General features: G+C 53.9%; 17 protein-coding genes. 8 read left to right on the top strand and 9 right to left on the bottom strand.

Going from position 1 to position 17,538, the window contains the following annotated elements:
- Window positions 1–54 precede the first annotated feature (54 nt).
- From M7F93_RS03845 to M7F93_RS03810, 8 genes are all read right to left on the bottom strand, one after another.
- Window positions 55–741 (bottom strand): 4Fe-4S dicluster domain-containing protein, encoded by a 687-nt coding sequence (locus tag M7F93_RS03845; RefSeq protein ID WP_298169362.1) that lies wholly within the window; start codon window positions 739–741, stop codon window positions 55–57.
- Between the two features lie 64 nt (window positions 742–805).
- The gene (gene dsrE2 / locus M7F93_RS03840; protein WP_009562304.1) at window positions 806–1,276 is read right to left on the bottom strand and encodes a sulfur carrier protein DsrE2; all 471 of its coding nucleotides are present in this window, start codon (window positions 1,274–1,276) and stop codon (window positions 806–808) included.
- Window positions 1,277–1,320: 44 nt separating this feature from the next.
- Window positions 1,321–1,551, bottom strand: a complete 231-nt coding sequence (locus M7F93_RS03835) for a sulfurtransferase TusA family protein (protein ID WP_298169359.1) — start codon at window positions 1,549–1,551, stop codon at window positions 1,321–1,323.
- Window positions 1,552–1,671: 120 nt separating this feature from the next.
- Complete coding sequence (locus M7F93_RS03830) at window positions 1,672–2,004, bottom strand: rhodanese-like domain-containing protein (RefSeq protein ID WP_298169356.1); 333 nt, start codon at window positions 2,002–2,004, stop codon at window positions 1,672–1,674.
- A 104-nt stretch (window positions 2,005–2,108) separates the two neighbouring features.
- Entirely contained in the window at window positions 2,109–3,137 is a 1,029-nt protein-coding gene (gene moaA, locus M7F93_RS03825) for a GTP 3',8-cyclase MoaA (RefSeq protein WP_298169353.1), read from the bottom strand.
- Window positions 3,138–3,200: 63 nt separating this feature from the next.
- Window positions 3,201–4,139, bottom strand: coding sequence for a dimethyl sulfoxide reductase anchor subunit family protein (locus tag M7F93_RS03820; protein WP_298169351.1), 939 nt, complete (start codon window positions 4,137–4,139; stop codon window positions 3,201–3,203).
- Between the two features lie 9 nt (window positions 4,140–4,148).
- Entirely contained in the window at window positions 4,149–4,841 is a 693-nt protein-coding gene (locus tag M7F93_RS03815) for a 4Fe-4S dicluster domain-containing protein (protein WP_298169348.1), read from the bottom strand.
- 18 nt (window positions 4,842–4,859) lie between these two features.
- Window positions 4,860–7,718, bottom strand: a complete 2,859-nt coding sequence (locus M7F93_RS03810; RefSeq protein ID WP_298169346.1) for a molybdopterin oxidoreductase family protein — start codon at window positions 7,716–7,718, stop codon at window positions 4,860–4,862.
- A 177-nt stretch (window positions 7,719–7,895) separates the two neighbouring features.
- Between M7F93_RS03810 and M7F93_RS03805 the strand changes: the two genes are divergently transcribed.
- Window positions 7,896–8,201 carry a hypothetical protein gene (locus M7F93_RS03805; protein WP_298169344.1) on the top strand — a complete coding sequence of 102 codons (306 nt, stop codon included), beginning with the start codon at window positions 7,896–7,898 and terminating at the stop codon, window positions 8,199–8,201.
- Between the two features lie 4 nt (window positions 8,202–8,205).
- Here M7F93_RS03805 and moaC read toward each other — a convergent pair whose 3' ends face one another.
- Complete coding sequence (gene moaC, locus M7F93_RS03800) at window positions 8,206–8,715, bottom strand: cyclic pyranopterin monophosphate synthase MoaC (protein ID WP_298169341.1); 510 nt, start codon at window positions 8,713–8,715, stop codon at window positions 8,206–8,208.
- Window positions 8,716–8,773: 58 nt separating this feature from the next.
- Here moaC and M7F93_RS03795 point away from each other — a divergent pair, with 58 nt between their 5' ends.
- The 7 genes from M7F93_RS03795 (at window position 8,774) to soxB (ending at window position 17,526) form a co-directional block, all read left to right on the top strand.
- Complete coding sequence (locus M7F93_RS03795) at window positions 8,774–10,303, top strand: PhnD/SsuA/transferrin family substrate-binding protein (protein ID WP_298169338.1); 1,530 nt, start codon at window positions 8,774–8,776, stop codon at window positions 10,301–10,303.
- A gap of 95 nt (window positions 10,304–10,398) precedes the next feature.
- Complete coding sequence (locus tag M7F93_RS03790; protein ID WP_298169335.1) at window positions 10,399–11,874, top strand: sensor histidine kinase; 1,476 nt, start codon at window positions 10,399–10,401, stop codon at window positions 11,872–11,874.
- A 30-nt stretch (window positions 11,875–11,904) separates the two neighbouring features.
- Window positions 11,905–13,275 carry a sigma-54-dependent transcriptional regulator gene (locus M7F93_RS03785; protein ID WP_298169332.1) on the top strand — a complete coding sequence of 457 codons (1,371 nt, stop codon included), beginning with the start codon at window positions 11,905–11,907 and terminating at the stop codon, window positions 13,273–13,275.
- Window positions 13,276–13,759: 484 nt separating this feature from the next.
- Window positions 13,760–14,272, top strand: a complete 513-nt coding sequence (gene soxY, locus M7F93_RS03780; RefSeq protein WP_298169329.1) for a thiosulfate oxidation carrier protein SoxY — start codon at window positions 13,760–13,762, stop codon at window positions 14,270–14,272.
- A 36-nt stretch (window positions 14,273–14,308) separates the two neighbouring features.
- Window positions 14,309–14,641, top strand: a complete 333-nt coding sequence (soxZ, locus tag M7F93_RS03775) for a thiosulfate oxidation carrier complex protein SoxZ (RefSeq protein ID WP_298169326.1) — start codon at window positions 14,309–14,311, stop codon at window positions 14,639–14,641.
- Between the two features lie 620 nt (window positions 14,642–15,261).
- On the top strand, window positions 15,262–15,780 hold the full coding sequence (locus tag M7F93_RS03770; RefSeq protein ID WP_298169323.1) for a DUF302 domain-containing protein: 519 nt from the start codon (window positions 15,262–15,264) through the stop codon (window positions 15,778–15,780).
- A gap of 18 nt (window positions 15,781–15,798) precedes the next feature.
- Entirely contained in the window at window positions 15,799–17,526 is a 1,728-nt protein-coding gene (gene soxB / locus M7F93_RS03765) for a thiosulfohydrolase SoxB (protein WP_298169320.1), read from the top strand.
- Window positions 17,527–17,538 lie beyond the last annotated feature (12 nt).

Here is a 17,538-nt window from a genome sequence, read left to right as displayed (position 1 = left end):
GCGCCGTGACCCGCTACGCCCTGCTGCGTGCTGTTGTCGCTCATGATGGTCTCCTCAGTCCTTATCACTCTGGCTCGCGAGCCAGTCTTCATAATCTTCACGCTTCTCGTCAATGAAATCTTCAATAACATCAAAGAGATTCTCGTCCATGGTTTCCAAGGATTTGAGTACGCCTGTCATTTCCCAGATGGTGTACATCTCCACGGAGGTTTTCAGCGAAACTTCCCACGCCGTTTCCACGGTTTGCAAGGTGCGCACCGGGATAGCTTTACGCAGGATCCGCAGATCACCTTCGACCTTCTGGATATTGGGACCCCAATCCGGAAAATGATCGGGCTGAATCATGTCTGGAGAGAGTTGGTTGCCCGTGGTGATCAGTTTGAGCATGACGCGACCGAAGGGACGCAGCACATCTTTCGCCGACTGCATGCCATGGCGAATAGAAACTTCGCGCATGATCATGACCAGACCACCAGGAGAATTCTTGAAGGGACAACGCGCTGCGCAGGTCATGCACTGCGCGCAAGCCCAGATTTTTTCCTGCATCGCATCATATATTTGCTCGACATTTTCTGTCCACAATAATTGAACAATTTCACGAGGACTGTAATCATAGAACTGCGCAGACGGGCAGGTAGCCGTACAAATGCCACAATTCAAACATCCATTGAGTTCGTGGTCATAACGAAAATCCGCGCGGACTTCGTCAAACATCTCTTTCATCTCAGCGTAAGTCGCCATTTACTCGCTCCTCGCTCGCAATTAATTACGTCACCCCTGTTGACCATCTGTGCAGATCGGTAGTTCACATAAAGAGCGTAATATCAGACTCTCCGGCAAACTCGAAGAACGAGGCAGCGCCACCAAGTTCAATGCCATCAATGAAATCAGCCGTATCAAACTCGAAAAGATCAACGGTCATCTGACAGGCAATCATCCGCACTTCAGCTTCAACACAGAGTTCACGCAGCTCTTCAAGACTAGCGACACCCTTTGCCTTCATTTTGCTCTTCATCATGGATGTGGCCATTCCTTCCATACCCGGAAGCACCATCATCAGCGTCGGCATCGGTATCGGCATCGGCATTGCGGGATTCCCGAGCGGGCTCACGCGCAGATGGCTCAAGTCCTTCTTCAACAACTGCAAGCCATAGAAGGTGAAGAATATCTCAACCCCATAGCCGAGCGCTGCTGCGGTAGATGCCAGAATGAAGGGCGGATAGCCCCAATCCAGAGTGCCCTTCGTGGCAATAATTGCTAACTTTTTCTCGTCCATTGTTTTGTGCTCCCGGTCGGGCTTTGCTTCCCAACCCTGTTAAATTAGGCCTTCTGGATAAAAAAGATGAACTCGCCAGCGGCTTCCGCCTGATCCAGCAGCGGATTCTTGGTCTGCTTGGAAAATGCTTCAAAGTCCTTTACGGCGCCTGGATCAGTAGCAACGATCTTCAAGACCTGTCCAGAGGTCAGTTCACCAAGCGCCTTCTTGGTGCGGAGAATCGGCAACGGGCAATTCAGTCCGCGGGCGTCGAGTACCTTGTCTTCTTGTACCATGGGTTAACCTCCTCGGTTATGATGTCTGAAAAACTACTTGCAAGACTCTATCAGGAAAAGCATGAACAGCAAGGCAAATATTTTGATTTGATGATTAAGCACCCCTATTTTAGAGTATCCTTATTGACCAGACAACTGCACAATGGGGAAGCCCAGATTGGCCCAGGCAGATATTCCTCCCCGCAAATTAAGTACTTGGCCGAAGCCCTGCGCCGCCGCGAAGGCAGCTGCCTGTGCCGAACGCCCACCGCTCAGGCAGTAAAAAACCACTGGTTGCGATTTATCCATGTGCTGCAACGACATAGGCAACAGGTGCAAAGGCAGGTGTCTGGCACCATCAATGACACCCCGTGCGACTTCGCCGGGCGAGCGCACATCAATCAAGGTGAACGCATCCCCCTGTTCCGTCAAGGCTTTGAGCTGATCGGCGGTGATTTCTTGAAAACCGTACATGCGTCACTCGTTTACATGAAAGAAAAGTTGATTGATGAGTAGTCTACACGATGCTCCTCACTGCGTGTAGCACCAGTTACCGGAAACGTCAAACACCCCAAAGGCTACCCCCCGAGTCGCATCATGAACACCCGCGCAGAACGGCTTGGATCACTTACAAACTGATGCCGTTCCGGTTTATCGCGCCAGATACCCTGAGTAATCGCCTCGGCAATCTGCCTGTCGCTATTCGACCCCCGCATGAGAGGCAAAAGTTCCAATCCACTATCCTGACCCAGACAATACACCAGGCGCCCCGCCGCTGTGAGGCGTACCCGATTACAGGTTGCACAAAAATCATTGCTGATGGGGGTAATAAAGCCCACCTGGGAGCGCACTGCCGGAAGCTGATAGAGACGTGCAGGGCCATTATCCGCGGGCCTAGTCACGGGTTGCAGCGGACCAAATTGCTGCTCTATGACTTGCTGGGCTTCCGCGGCGCTCAAAAATTGCACTTCCTGGACGCCCGCCCCAGCCGCGCCCAAGGGCATAGTCTCAATAAAGCGTATGTCGATACCGCGCTGCATCGCGTACGCCACCAGCGCCAGCAGGCCGTTTCCGTTATCCCGGCGAAGCAGCACGACATTGAGTTTAATCCGTGGAATTTTCGCGAGAATAGCTGCTTCGATACCGTCCAGCACACAGTGCAAGTCACCGCCCCGAGTCACCCGTGCAAAGACTTCAGGATCAAGACTGTCGAGACTGATATTCAAATTATTGACGCCTGCCTGACGCAGTGCCTCGGCGTGACGCCCTAACAGTAACCCATTCGTACTGATACTGATCTTGCCCACACCATGACGACGTGCGGAGCCGACGAGAGAAAGAATCCGCGGATGAATGAGTGGTTCACCACCCGTAAAACGCATATGGCGGACGCCAAGCCCGCTGAAAATACGAATCAGGCGGTCATATTCTTCTGCCTGAAGATGGTCGTCCCGTGCGAAGAAGGGGGTCCCCTCTTCAGGAGAGCAGTAATCACAGCGAAAGTTGCAGTGCTCAGTCACCGAAATTCGCAGGTAAGTGACGTGCCGAGCGAACTGGTCCGCTAACGCGGTTTCCCGTATCGGTTCTGCAAGTAACCCCTGCGACATGCCTTCCACTCCTTGGGGACTGCTCCCTTGAAAATCTATACTAGCCCTCTTTTGAGACTGAGCTCAACACTGCTGGCGACCATGATAGAGGTTGACTACATGCTGCGCTTCGACAAAAAACAGCCAGCGCTCCACGCCAATTCCGAAGACGACCGACAGAACGGCAATCCAGGCGAAGGCCGACTGCCCGGTGACAATACCGATCACCAATGCGGCAATAGGGATGACAAAAGCGAAGATGTACATAATGACTTTGATGCTCCGCGCATTAGCCGCCGACAAGGAATGTCCGAATTCTTCTGTCAGGAAGGTACCAAAGGTATGTCCCTGTTCCAGAATGCGCACGGTAGAACGATTGAAACCAGTAGCGGTACGTATGGTCGGGCCACCTGGACGACTAATCCAGAAATAATAGATCCCCTTCATGACGGCGGATGCGGCCAACAGGGCCAGAGCGATACCCACCAGCGTGCCCGCCGGAGCGCCCATGATAATCCGCTCTGCGGCCAGCACCGTAGCGCCGATAGCTAAGCCCATAACGTAAAAGTTGGCGGGGACCAGCGCTGTATTCCACTGACGAATCGTGCGCAATACGGCGTAAATCATGCCTTGGCAGAAAATGGTAATGAGCCCGATCACTCCGGCCAGATTCAACAGAATCAGCCCGGCGACGTCGTGGGTACCACTGGTAAAGAAAACCCAGAGCAGATAGAGCACCGCGAACGGATAATAGAGCACCGCAAAAACCCCCTCACGCGCCAGCCAGGAAGTGCGCCAGCGGGTGAAGGCCCGCCAGGCATTTTTGGGATTCGCGAGATGGGCGGTGGAGGACAACATACCGATGCTGACGAAAACGAGGGAAAGAATCACCGCAATCATCGTCTGCAATGGATTAAGTCCTCCGTCAATCTGGAAGTCATTGGCGATGGCCGTGAGGGCCATGATGCCAAAACCACCACCGGAGAACAGGGTCAGGAATATAACTGCGAGAGCCGGATGCATGGGATCTCCTTAACGCTCAACGACGCGATTGACCCACTCCTTCACCTTGCGAACAGCCTTTTTCTTGAGCTCTTCGATCGGGATAGGGGCGTGGACACGGGGGGGCAAATAGTGATTTGTGGGATTATAGTCGAGCTCCGGCATGAGTTGGTAACCGCCCCGCTCGCGTACCGCACGGCTCACTGGACTTTCCGGATCGTCAACATCGCCGAACATACGGGCGTGTGCCGGACAGGTCAACACGCAGGCTGGCTGGCGCTCTTCTTCCGGAATCTCCATGTCATAAATGCGGTCAATGCAAAGTGTGCATTTCTTCATGGTGCCAGAGACGCGATCCAGTTCGCGGGCACCATAAGGACAGGCCCAGGAACAGTAGTTGCAGCCCATGCATTTATTCTGATCGACCAGGACAATGCCGTCTTCAGCGCGCTTGTAAGAGGCACCGGTCGGACACACGGTCACGCATTCAGCGTTCTCACAGTGCATGCAGGACATGGGAAAATTAATGGTTTTATTGTAGGGGTAGTCACCCACCTCAAAGTGACGGATGCGGTTGAACCACACGCCAGAGGGCTTGGCACCATAGGGGTCGTAGTCCGTCAGTGGCGCCGTCGTACCGCTGGTATTCCATTCCTTACAGGCTACTGCGCAGGCATGGCAACCTACGCAAGTGTCCAGATCAATGACCAAACCGAGTCTCATGTCAGTCTCCTTGGCGCGTCAGGATTTCAGGTTGACGGGCTTGTGGGTGTGATAACGCAGCACGTCAGGGGCAGGGATGTCTCCGGGTAGAGGCTTCATGGTCGGGAATGTCGGCCAAGTGCCCTCGTCTCCAGGGGATGCCGGGTAGATCTTGACCATCAGGTCATACCAGGCGGCCTGACCGGTGATCGGATCGGAGTTCGTCAGACGCCGCTCACCCTGCCTAGCCGGCAGCAACTCGGAGATGAGATGGTTCATCAGGAAACCACGAGTTGCTTCAGGAGCGTCTGGTTTCAACCCCCAGGCGCCCGATTGTTTGCCAATGGCATTCCAGGTCCACACCGTATCTGCCTGGCAGCCTTCAATGAGCTTGACCTGCACGCGAATTTTACCGTTATGACTCTCTACCCAAACCCAGCTTTTATCCTCAATACCCATCTGCAGGCCGCGCTGACGGTTCATATAGAGATAGTTCTGGGCAATGATCTGGCGCAACCAGGCATTCTGACTGTCCCAGGAGTGGTACATCATCATCGGCCGCTGGTTGACGGCGTAGAAGGGATATTCCTTCTTGTCGATACGCTGCTGTTCTAAAGGCTCATAGAAATCGGGCAGAGGATCAAAATAGGTTGCCAGGCGTTCGCGATCCACCGGATCTTTGGGCTGCGGCCCATCGTAAAGCCCCTGTCCCGCCAAACGGAAGCGCTGGAAGGTCTCAGAATACAATTCGATAACAATGGGATCAGCCGTCGGATTGAAGCCAACGCGCTGCGCCAACTCCAGATAATCCTTGTTGCCAAAGCGGTAAAAAGCCATGGATTCCGGCAGGTGATACTTGAAGAACCCTTGATTTTCGATATACCGGTCCCACTGATTGGGGTTCGGCTCGCCACGCAGGTGGCTATTACCATCCGCGCCACGCCAGCCCGCCAGGAAACCAATACCCGGTGCCCGCTCATAGTTGATAATGAAGTCTTTATAGCCCGTAAACCGGGGCTCTCCATTCTCTTTGGTGAATGCCGGAAACTTGAGACGACTGGCGATATCCACCATCACTTCCTGCCAGGGCCGCACGTTGCGGTCGGGCTGGAGAATGGGGTGGCGAATGGAGTCACAAATCGCGTCCGGTTCCGAAATAGGGCGATCAAGTAGAGAAATGGCGTCGTAGCGCTCCAGATAGGTGGTGTCAGGTAGAATCAGATCGCCGAAATTGACCATTTCGGAATGGAAGGCATCTACGACCACCAGGAAAGGAATCTTGTACTCGCCATCGTCGTCCTTGGATTTAAGCATTTCCTGTACGTTGGCCGTGTTCATGGTGGAATTCCAACTCATGTTCGCCATAAAGAAGATCAGCGTATCGAGGGCATAAGGATCTTTGTTGACTGCGTTGGTGATAACCATATGCATCAGACCATGGTTGGCGATGGGCGCCTCCCAGGAATAAGCCTTGTCGATGCGCTTGGGCCGGCCATTTTCATCAATGACCAAATCTTCCGGTGCTGTCGGGAAGCCCAGCGGCAACGATTTAAGTGGCGTATTGGGTGCGCTGTGCTGGGCTGGCTTGTTGGGCGGTGGTACCGGCTTGGGGTATGGCGCTTTGGAGCGGAAGCCACCAGGACAGTCGATGGTGCCCAGCAAAACCTGGAGCAAGTGGATAGCACGGGCCGATTGCATACCGTTGGAGTGGGCAGAGATACCGCGCATAGCATGCATGGACACCGGGCGCCCGATGAACTTGTCGTGCTTGCGGCCCGCCCAGTCGGTCCACTCCACTTCGATTTCAATGCTTTCCTTAAAGGCCACATGGGCCATTTCAAGGGCCAGACGTTCAATGGTCTCGGCAGGAATCCCGGTAATCTTGCTGGCATTTTTGGGCGAGAAACGATCATCCAGATAACGCTCAGTGAGCACGGACATGACGGTACGCACGGGTCTCCCATCTGGCGCGGTATATTCGCCAAAGAGGGCACCACTGGAACCGGCTTCCATCCCATTGGCAAACGCCTCTTTTTTGAGATCCCAAATCATGGGATGCCCTTCGGCATCGCGTAGAATCAGGCCATCACCCTTTTGGCCAGGGGTGTTGACCACAAGGAAGGGGGCATTTGTGTAGCGTAGGAGGAAATCCCAGTCGAACTGTTCATTCTGCAAAAGTACATACACCATGGAGAGCGCCAGCAGCCCATCAGTGCCTGGTTTGATAGGCACCCACTCATCCGCAATAGCCTGATAGCCGGTGCGCGCCGGATTGATACCGACAAATTTGCCGCCATGGCGCTTGAGCTTCTCCAGTCCGATTTTCAAGGGGTTGGAAGAATGGTCTTCAGCGACGCCCCAGAGCATGAAGTACTTGGTGCGGTCCCAGTCCGGGTCGCCAAACTCCCAGAAGGCATGCCCCAACATATACAAACCCGCAGTGGCCATGTTCACCGAACAGAAGCCGCCATGAGCAGACCAGTTGAGCGTACCGAACTGTTGCGCCCACAGGCCGGTAAGTGCCTGCATCTGGTCCCGACCAGTAAAAAAGGCGAGTTTGTTGGGGTCCGTGGCCCGGATGTGGGCGAGACGCTGGGTCAGGGTATCGATGGCCTCATCCCAGGAGATTTCTTCAAACTCACCAGCACCACGCTCGGTACCCGGCTTACGCCGCAGTGGATTACGCAGCTTCCCGGGGGAATACTGCTTCATGATTCCGGCGGAACCTTTTGCACAGAGGACGCCCTGATTGATCGGGTGGTTGCGATTGCCCTGAATAAATCGTACCTTATTATCCTCTACCGTGATCTTGATGCCACAACGGCAAGCGCACATGTAGCAAGTCGTATATTTAATCTCCTGCTTGCTGTGGTCTTCAAATTCCATGACGGTAGCCATCTTGTACCTCGCGTCTGCATGCACCAAATTGGGGACATCTCGTTATCCCCGAGATGTTGGCGGAGCAGACCTGATAAAGCAAGTCAGCGTTTTTGATTTTGTAATAAGTAGCTCTTATTTGCTTTGCACCCGGCGCGGTGAGTAGTTTAAGGGCACTCAATCCAAGGAGATTCACTCATGATTCGCAATGAGTTCAAAGAACATTCGCGCATTACCATTACCTGGAAGGATAAGGAAGGCAAGCTGCGCCCCGGTAATTTCTACGTCTACGCCCTCCTCAAGGACGCCATGATCGTCCGCGCTACAGACAAAGACGGCTTGTTGCGCAAACTTGCCTTCAGCGACGTCCTGCGCGTGGTGAAGTTTCAGGATGTGGCACCGCAAGATCGCTACATGATCCCTGATGAGATCCTGAAAGAGGCGAACTGGAAGGATCGGGATGTGATGGTGCGTTACAGCTCTTCACCAAGCCGCGGTAAGTAGGTAATCAGGCGGAGGGCAGACAGGACGCCTGATCTCTCTCCCAGAGGCCCGTCTTGCCGCCATCTTTCCGCAAGAGGCCGATGTTTTGCAGCAACATCCCACGATCTATGGCTTTGCACATGTCGTAAATCGTGAGCAAACCCACGGAAACCGCCGTGAGGGCTTCCATCTCGACACCCGTCTGGCCAGCACAGCGCACTTCGGCCCGGCAAACGATCCGCGCCGGGTCATGAGCAGGAGTCAATTCGACTTCGACACCCGTGAGGAGCAAGGGGTGTGCCAAAGGGATCAGTTCCCATGTTTTTTTGGTGGCCTGAATGGCCGCGATGCGTGCCACTCCCAGAACATCGCCCTTCCCCATCCGTCCAGATTCTATGCACTCCAGCGTCGCTGCCGCCATGACGATTTCGCCCGCCGCCAGTGCCGCTCGAATGGTTACCGCTTTTCCGCCGACGTCGACCATGTGTGCGTCACCAAGCCCATTAAAATGATTGAGGTTGTCGAGACTGGACATATAATCTGGCACTCCTTTTGCTTAAGGCCATAGGACACGCGCGACTCAGGAAGCGAACATGACTTTCCCCAAACGCCTCTGGCTGTGGATGATCCTCTGTTTTTTCAGTATGTCTGCGCAGGCCAATCTGCGCTTTTTGCTGCCGCCGGTCAGCAGCCCAGCGGTGATGTATGCCGCATTCACACCGCTCGCCAAGTATCTGAGTCAGGCAGTCGGCCAGAAGGTTACCCTCAGCTTCAGTGCCAATCTGGAAAACTTTTATAATGAGGCCGAGAAACCGACGGCACAGATTGCCCTGTTTTGCCCGATTTCCTATATTCGCACCGCCCATACTGAAGCCTACCAACCACTGGTTGGGGTAACACCCACCTCTGGCGGGAATCATAGTGTGATTGTCGTACGCAAGGATAGCAACATTCACACCATCCTCCAGCTCCGCAACCAGAGCTTCGTGATGGGAGATCCGGCCTGTGCGGCTTCATCGCTGATTCCCCTGTCGCTGTTCCACGAAGTAGGACTCACACGCAAAAGCTTCAGCACCTTTCGTCAGAGCGGCTCTGACCAAAGCGCTCTGATGGATGTGGCCGCACGCTTCTACGACGCGACGGCCGTGGCAGAAAATGTAGCGGCGCCCTACTTGCGTTCAGGCAGTTTGCGTATTATCGCCCGCGCTGATGTAGGGCCAGGCGACCTGCTAGCCGCTTCATCCGAGGTTCCGGCGGCCGTACGATCGCGCCTGACCGCTGCTCTTCTACAGGTTGATCGGGCCGATCCGGCTGCCATCCATGCTTTAGGTGGACTGGCTGCAGGCTTTCAGCCCGTCAGCGATGAAGACTACAACGTACTGCGTACGCTCTATATAGACATACACGGTGTCGCCTTGAATCCCAAGGTTGGGCAGGAGGCCCTGACACTCGGTATTCCACCCACGTTCACTCCCCTTTCTGCCTATCGTATTTTTGCGCCGCTACAAGAGGCATTATCTCGAATCACCCACCGCCCCGTCCAAATAGTCATACCCCGTAATGAAAACACCTATGTCGCAGATGGGCGCAAGGGACGTTTTGACTTCGCCTTGCTGACACCTAAAATGGTACCCGCAGAGAAGGAATGGATGATTCCGCTCGCAGAATCAGTGCCGCACAAACACGAACAGGGGCTGGCCATCATCGCGCGCGATGCCCCGAAGGAGAGCAAGCTGAGATTATCCAATCCGCTGTCGGTCGCCTATGCCAGTCCCTATTGCAGTGGGAAGTCTATTGCGACGGGAAAACTGCATAAGCTCGCAAACGGACGCACCATCGTTTGGTTAGCCGTGGGATCAGAGCGCGCCGTACTCACCCACCTGGCCGACGGAAAGGTGCAGTTGGGCGTTGTTCGGGTAGCAACCATCACTGCTCTGGAAAAGGAATTACCCGGAACCTGGTCCATTATACAGCATGCGGGAGATGCACCAGCCTGGACACTGGCTGCCAACCGCCAGTTACCGGCGGAGTTGCGCGATCGAGTGAAAAAGAAGGTCCTGGCGCTACCCGCAGAGGCCATGAGCGGCACGGGCTTTCAGAACTTTAGTTCGCCCAGATCATGAGCAGCTCTTTCAAGGACGACCAGGTATCGGTGCGCGGCAGCACCTCTCCAGACCCACATGAGGTAAGCACGTTACACACCTTCTTGGCGCGCATCGTGCGCAATTTGACCCGGTCCTATATCGTGGTGGTACATCCCATCTTGCGGTCTTGGCAGAATATGACCTGGCGTGCCAAGAGCATGGCTTTTGTGCTCTTGCTGGTGGCCCTCATCTATCTTTTGATTGCCCTCTTTCTGTATACCTCTGTACGTACGGATCTTACCAGCCAGGTGCAGACTGAACTGATGCGCCTGACCCAGAATCTGGCCAGTGACGCCGCAGATCCGCTGCTCCTCAAGGATGGCGGCAAGCTCAACAAGTTGGCCAACTCCAATAATCCTTTGGTGCGCTCGGTCATGGTGGTTAACCACCTGGGCGTCATTGTCGCCAGCAAGAACATTTCGCAACTGGGGCAGGCCATCCGGCGGCCACTGCCCGAGGTGGCGAATCACCAGGGCGACCAGTTTATGGCCCCCATTCTGGCGGACGGACATCGCCTCGGTGCCGTCTGGGTGAACAGCGATCGCCAGCAGATCGCCGAACTCGTCAACCAGCGATTGAATCGCACGACCAGCCGCCTGCTGATACTTGGCTTGATTACGGCTTTACTGGGTTTATTGGGTGCTTACCTGGTGAGCTTGGCAATGACGCGTCCAGTACTGCGACTCCTTGGCGAGATCGAGAACATGGAGGCACGACTAGGTCTCGAAGAGCGCCCAATAACACCGCGCCAACCCCTGTCCGGTGATGAATTGCATCGTCTGGAACGTGCATTCCGCCTGACAGAGCAACGTCTCAAAGAGCATCTGACGGAACTTCGGCAGCTACATCAACGCCAGCAAGCCATGCAATGCATGGCCACCATCGGTGAGATGTCGGCGCAGGTGGCACATGAGATTCGCAATGCCTTGTCTTCTCTGCGGGGCGCCGCACGCTATCTGGTACGCTATGGGAATGAGGAAAATCAGGGGGATTTTATTCGCATCATTGAAGAGGAAGTACAACGCCTCTACGACATGACCCAGGGTTTTCTCGATTTTGGCAGGCCTTACGCCGCCATGCCCGTAGATACGGAGATCCGTAGTTTGCTGAAACATAGCGTACAACGCCATACCGTCGATCTGGAGGCCAAAGCCATCGCTGTTTCTGTGGACTGCTCTCCGTCACTACACGCACTGCTGGACCCATCGCTGATCGGGCAGGCACTCAGCAACCTGCTCCTCAATGCCATAGACGCCCTACCCCCAACAGGCGGTCATATTTCCCTCTATGCAGAGTCACTGCCATACTACCAGCTCAATATTGGGGTTCGCGACAACGGTCCTGGCATACCCGATGAAAAACGCAGCACCATTTTCAAGCCTTACGTCACCACCAAAACTAAAGGCAGCGGGCTCGGGCTAGCCGTGGTTACCAAGATCATGATGGTGCATGATGGCGGGGTAGAACTGCGTACCACGGCAAGCGGTGCGGATTTTGTCCTGCATTTGCCGCTGCGTCTCCCCTCTCAGGTCGAAAATAGGTTAAGTTAGAGCCATTCGAAATTCAGCAGCGAGTAGTCCATGACAAACCCTGTTTTGATTGTAGAAGACGAAAAAAATCTGCGTCGTGTGCTTGTCGCGGTCCTGGAGGCGGAGGGCTACCCGACCATCGCGGCGGAAAATGCCGAGGAAGCGCTGGACATGATACGGACCGAGCATCCCGCCCTGGTCCTGACAGATCAGCGTCTGCCCGGCCTGTCGGGAACAGGTCTGCTGCGCCGGATCAAGGAAGCACACCCGGAGATCCCAGTCATCATCTCTACGGCCTATGGAGAGATTGAACAGGCCGTAGAAGCCATCAAGGCGGGGGCAGAGCATTATCTGACCAAGCCGGTCGATGAAGGCGAGCTTATTGCACTCATCCGCCAGACTTTGGGCCGACACGGGGAATCCCTGCCCCCGCTGCACCGGGAGCCGCGTCGACATGGCCTGATCGGCGTGAGTCGCGCCATTGAGACATTATTGGAGACTATTGATCTGGTGGCACCGGCGCCATCGAACGTACTCATTACCGGAGAATCCGGTACCGGAAAAGAGTTGGTTGCACGCGCGCTGCATCAGGCATCGCCACGAGCCGCACAGCCCTTTATCGCGTTCAACTGTGGCGCCATTCCTCTGGAACTGGTAGAAAGTGAGATTTTTGGCTATGAGCGCGGCGCCTTTACCGGCGCCACCCGGGCCCAGGCGGGCAAGCTGGAAATGGCAGCCAGCGGCACGCTCTTCCTCGACGAGGTCGGTGACATGCCGCTGCCCATGCAGGTCAAGATGTTACGCGCCTTGCAGGAACGGGAGTTTACCCGCCTCGGCACCCATCAGCCCCAACGCCTTGCGGCCCGCATCGTCGCCGCCACACATGTTGATCTTGCAAAAGCCGTGAGTGAAGGCCATTTTCGCGAGGACCTGTACTATCGCCTCAACGTGATTCCACTCCATATCCCGCCGTTGCGGCAACGACGTGCCGATATCGCGCCTTTGGTACACCATTTTCTGCAACAAATTTGTACGGTTATTGGCCGGGGTCCCATGGTCACCATCGCTCCAGACGCCCTGACCGCCCTGGAGGCATATGAATGGCCAGGGAACATCCGTCAACTCGAAAATCTTCTGGAACGGATGGTTGTCCTCAATCGCCATGGCCACCTCCAGCGCAGTGATCTACCCACCGAAATTGCTCAACAGCAAAATGATAACGCTTGCTCTGCTTCCACCAGTCCGTTCGACCTGCCAGCGCTTGAGCGTCAAACTGTACTCAACGCACTCGAAAAGACCCGGTTCAACCAGAGCCAGGCAGCGGTTCTCCTGGGAATCAGCCGCAAACAACTGCGCACCAAAATGAAAAATATTGGGCTCCTGGGTGATCAGGATGGTGAAGACGACACCCTCGACACCTGATGGAAGAAATAATGGGCCGTGCCATCACGAGCTGGCCCTTTTGGCACAGCAGAAGCCACCCAGAATGCACTGCACACATCCTCCTGAAGTCGGCACCACTGATCCCTGGTAATAGCAGTTCAACCCGACACCGCACGCCTCTTTTATAGCTTGGATTAAAATAGTCTGACTTTATCTGCTGTTCAGTCCGCTGTGTCGGCGCATCACCCCATATAATCTACTACAATATCAACCGTCGCCCGGTGACAAGAGCGTAAAACCACTCTGGCATGAAAGCTGCTAGACATTGCCCGCCACCGCCCGTGGGATTTGTAGTGTCAGATGAGCATATTAATGAAGCGCAGTGATGAGTCGACTCTGCCATTCGAGGTAAACACGTACGCCGCTGGCGATAATTCCACTCCCTTACGCCAAGGTGCTGGGGTTTGGCAGAAACGTAGTCTTTGAATTAAACCAGTGAGCAAACTTAAGGAGACTTTTTGTGATGAATAAAACGATACATAGACGCCAGTTTTTAGGTACCACCTTAGCCACTGGAGCGGTCGCCACCGCAGCGGGGATTGGCTTGATCAGACCCCAGTTGGCTTTTGCGGATAATGTGCCGGGCTGGCCCGCCAAGGCTTTTGATGCCAAGGTCCTTAAAGAGGCCATGAGCAATGCCATTGGCAAAACACAGGTGGCTGTTTCGCCCAAAGTCAAACTGACCGCACCGACCATCGCTGAGAACGGTGGTGCAGTGCCAGTCACCATCGAAATTGATTCGCCGATGACCACTGATGACTACATCGCCGCAGTTTACTTGTTCGTGGATCACAACCCAACCCCCCTTGCCAGCCAGTTTACCTTCACCCCGGCTTGCGGACAGGCTTATATTCAGGAACGCATCAAGATGGCCAAGACGGACAACGTCCGCGTGGTAGCGAAAACCAACAAAGGTGAACTAATGGCCTCAGCACCGCGTGAAGTCAAAGTTACTATCGGTGGTTGCGGCGGTTAATTCCAGAAAACCCCAATTTTACAGAGGATAGCATTCATGTCAAACAATATCGGTAACCCCATGATTCGCATGGCGAGCAGCGCAAAGAAAGGTGAGATCATTGAAGTGCGTTCGTTGATCATGAATCCCATGACCACCGGCCTGATGAAGGATAAGGCGGGCAAGCTTATTCCCGCTCATTTCATCCAGACGGTAAATGTTACGTTCAATAACAAGCCGCTCCTAGATATCGACTGGAGCACCGCAGTGAGCGCCAACCCCTACCTGGCCTTTAAATTACGCGCAGAAAGCAGCGGCACCCTGAAGATGGTCTGGAAAGACAATACAGGCGGGATTTGGAGTGCCGACTCCAAACTGACCGTAGCTTGATTTTGGGGTGGCATGTCCGCCTTTCCAACAAGGAGAACACCATGAAGCGGTTGCCAGTCGCGCTTTCAATAGTCAGTCTTGCTGGCGTTAGTGGCACTGCTCAGGCATTGAGCTGGTGGGACCGAGGTAACAACACCAGGGTCGGCCCCACCGAAAATCTTCAACAGTCCCACAAATATTTCAAACAGCAGCCTCTCACATGCCACTGGAGAAATATGCATCGGGGTCTTATGAGTGCAGCCCTGAAATATATAACCAATATCAAATGGCAACGCCAATGTGATTGTGCTACAGACAAATATTACAGCCCTTCCCAGTGGGTCGCCGGCACTGAGAGAACGCGCTCATTTCCCGACCTATCGAGCCCCGTGGCCAGCAGTGAACACTGCTGCAAAAACGTATGGAAGGATGCGACAAAAAAGTAGGGGCAGCGACAGCTCCGGAAAGTATGGACCATCGCAATCCGGGATATTTTATGAGCTTATTTTAAGCAACAGCATCAAAATCAATGTTCCGGGCTATCGACCCTAATCTAAGCTATCGGGCGACATCCTTTCCTCTGAAACGGCTCGTCTGAAACAACCAACTAACGGGAAATACAAATGATGAATAGACTCAAAATGATCTCATTCGTACCGGCCACCCTCCTGTGCAGTGCATTGTTATTTTGCGGGCCAGCAGTCGCCGCAAGCATTGCGGCACCGGTGTCCGGGATGCCAGCCATCAATACCAGCAGCCCACTCTACGTCGTGAATGTACAGAAGGGGGTTACCCCTGCACAAATAAAGATGGGGATCCAGAGTGGTGCAGAAGCAGAGAACATGAATGTCGTGGGCTCCCTGGATGTTCAGCAGGGGCTCCAGGAACGCGGCATCAAGAGCAGCCAGCCTTACGTCATCTATGAGGTATGCAATCTGGTGCTGGGGGCTAAAATTCTCAAGACAACTCCAGAATTCGGGGCCTTTGCACCCTGTAAAATTGTGATGTACGAACAAGGAGGTCAACTTAAACTTATGACCTATTTACCTACCTATGCCCTGAAATACTTTCCGAAGAATGCCGAGTCCGCGAAGGTCGCCAATGAGTTGGATCGGCAGATCATTACGGTTATGAAGCAGGCGGCGGCCGGTGGGCTTTGAGCACTATTGGAGGATTCCATGAATTTAGGAAGGCGTGATTTTTTGCAGTTGATGGGTATCGCGGGTGCAGCAAGCTTTTTTTCGCCGGGTGCCGCCCAATCTGCCTGGGGTGCCGATGCAGACCCCTATGAAATTCCCGATTATGGTAATGTGACTTTATTGCACATGACTGATTCCCATGCCCAGCTTTTACCGGTCTGGTGGCGGGAACCTGATACCAACATTGGTGTTGGACCAGTTCTTAATCAAACACCCCACCTCTGTGGGAAATGGATGCTGGATTATTATGGGGTAGCCACACCGGCATCTAACGAATATGCCTATTCCTGCCTCGACTATGACACCCTGGCCCACAAATATGGGAAAATTGGCGGTTACGCCCATATCGCCAGCCTGGTCAAGCGATACCGGGCGCAGCGCGGAGATAAGGTGCTTATGTTGGACGGTGGCGATAGCTGGCAGGGTTCTGCAACCAGCCTCTGGACCAGAGGCGCGGATATGGTCGGTGCCCAGAACTTACTTGGTGTTGACGATTTTGTCGGCCACTGGGAGTTCACCTACGGCCAGGATCAGGTGGAACATCTGGTCAAAACCGAACTGAAGGCAAACTTTCTGGCACAGAACATCTTTAACAATACCTGGCAAGAACTGGTATTCAAGCCCTACCACATTCATGAGGTAAGCGGACGCAAAATCGCGGTGATCGGCCAGGCTTTTCCGTTCACGCCCATCGCCAATCCTGAGCATTTTATGCCGGACTGGGGCTTCGGCATCCACACCGGACATATGCAAAAAATGGTAACAGAGTGCCGTGAACAGCATCATGTTGATCTGGTCGTCGTACTCTCTCACAATGGCGCTGATGTGGATAAAAGGATGGCGTCTCTGGTGAACGGCATTGACATCATTCTCGGGGGGCATACCCACGATATTATGGGTCCGAAGCCATTTATGGTGAACAAAACCCTGATCATAAATACCAGCACCAACGGCAAGATATTGGCACGATTTGATCTGGATGTGGGTAAAGGCAAGCTGAATGGCTGGCGTTTCCATTACCTGCCGGTATTCTCTAACCTGATCAAAGAAGATGCTGAAATGGCCGCATACATTCAAAAGGTCCGCGCACCTTACAAAGATAAGCTTGCGCAGCCCTTGGCGACTACCGAAAGCCTCCTTTATCGGCGTGACAACTTTAACGGCACTTTTGACCAACTCATCTGCGATGCATTGCGCGAAGAAATGGACTGTGAGGCATCTTTCTCACCAGGATTCCGCTGGGGTTACTGTAAGCTTCCGGGTGAAACCATCACCATGGAAGATGTGATGGGACAAACCGCCATCACTTATCCTCAGGTAACCGTCAACACCTATACAGGCGAAGAAATCAAAAACATCATGGAACAGGTCGCTGATAACATTTTCAACCCCAACCCTTATTATCAACAGGGTGGGGACATGATTCGGGTCGGCAACATTCAATACGACTTCAACCCTGATGAAAAAATTTATCACCGCTGCAGCAACATGCGGGTTGGTGGTAAATCCATGTCGCCCACTAAAAAGTACAAGGTGGCTGGATGGGCATCCATGAAACCCGTGGAGGGCAAGCCCGTTTGGGAAGTTTTCGCCCACTGGTTGCAGTCCAAAAAACAGGTTCGCGTAGACAAACTGGACCTGCCGGTACTCAACAAAGACATGGCAAGCAACCACGGTATCGCCTTTCCGAAATCCTACGATTTATAAGATTTATAAACT

Source organism: Acidithiobacillus sp., assembly GCF_027322205.1.
Classification (GTDB): domain Bacteria; phylum Pseudomonadota; class Gammaproteobacteria; order Acidithiobacillales; family Acidithiobacillaceae; genus Acidithiobacillus.
This window is presented reverse-complemented; position numbering and strand designations above follow the sequence as displayed.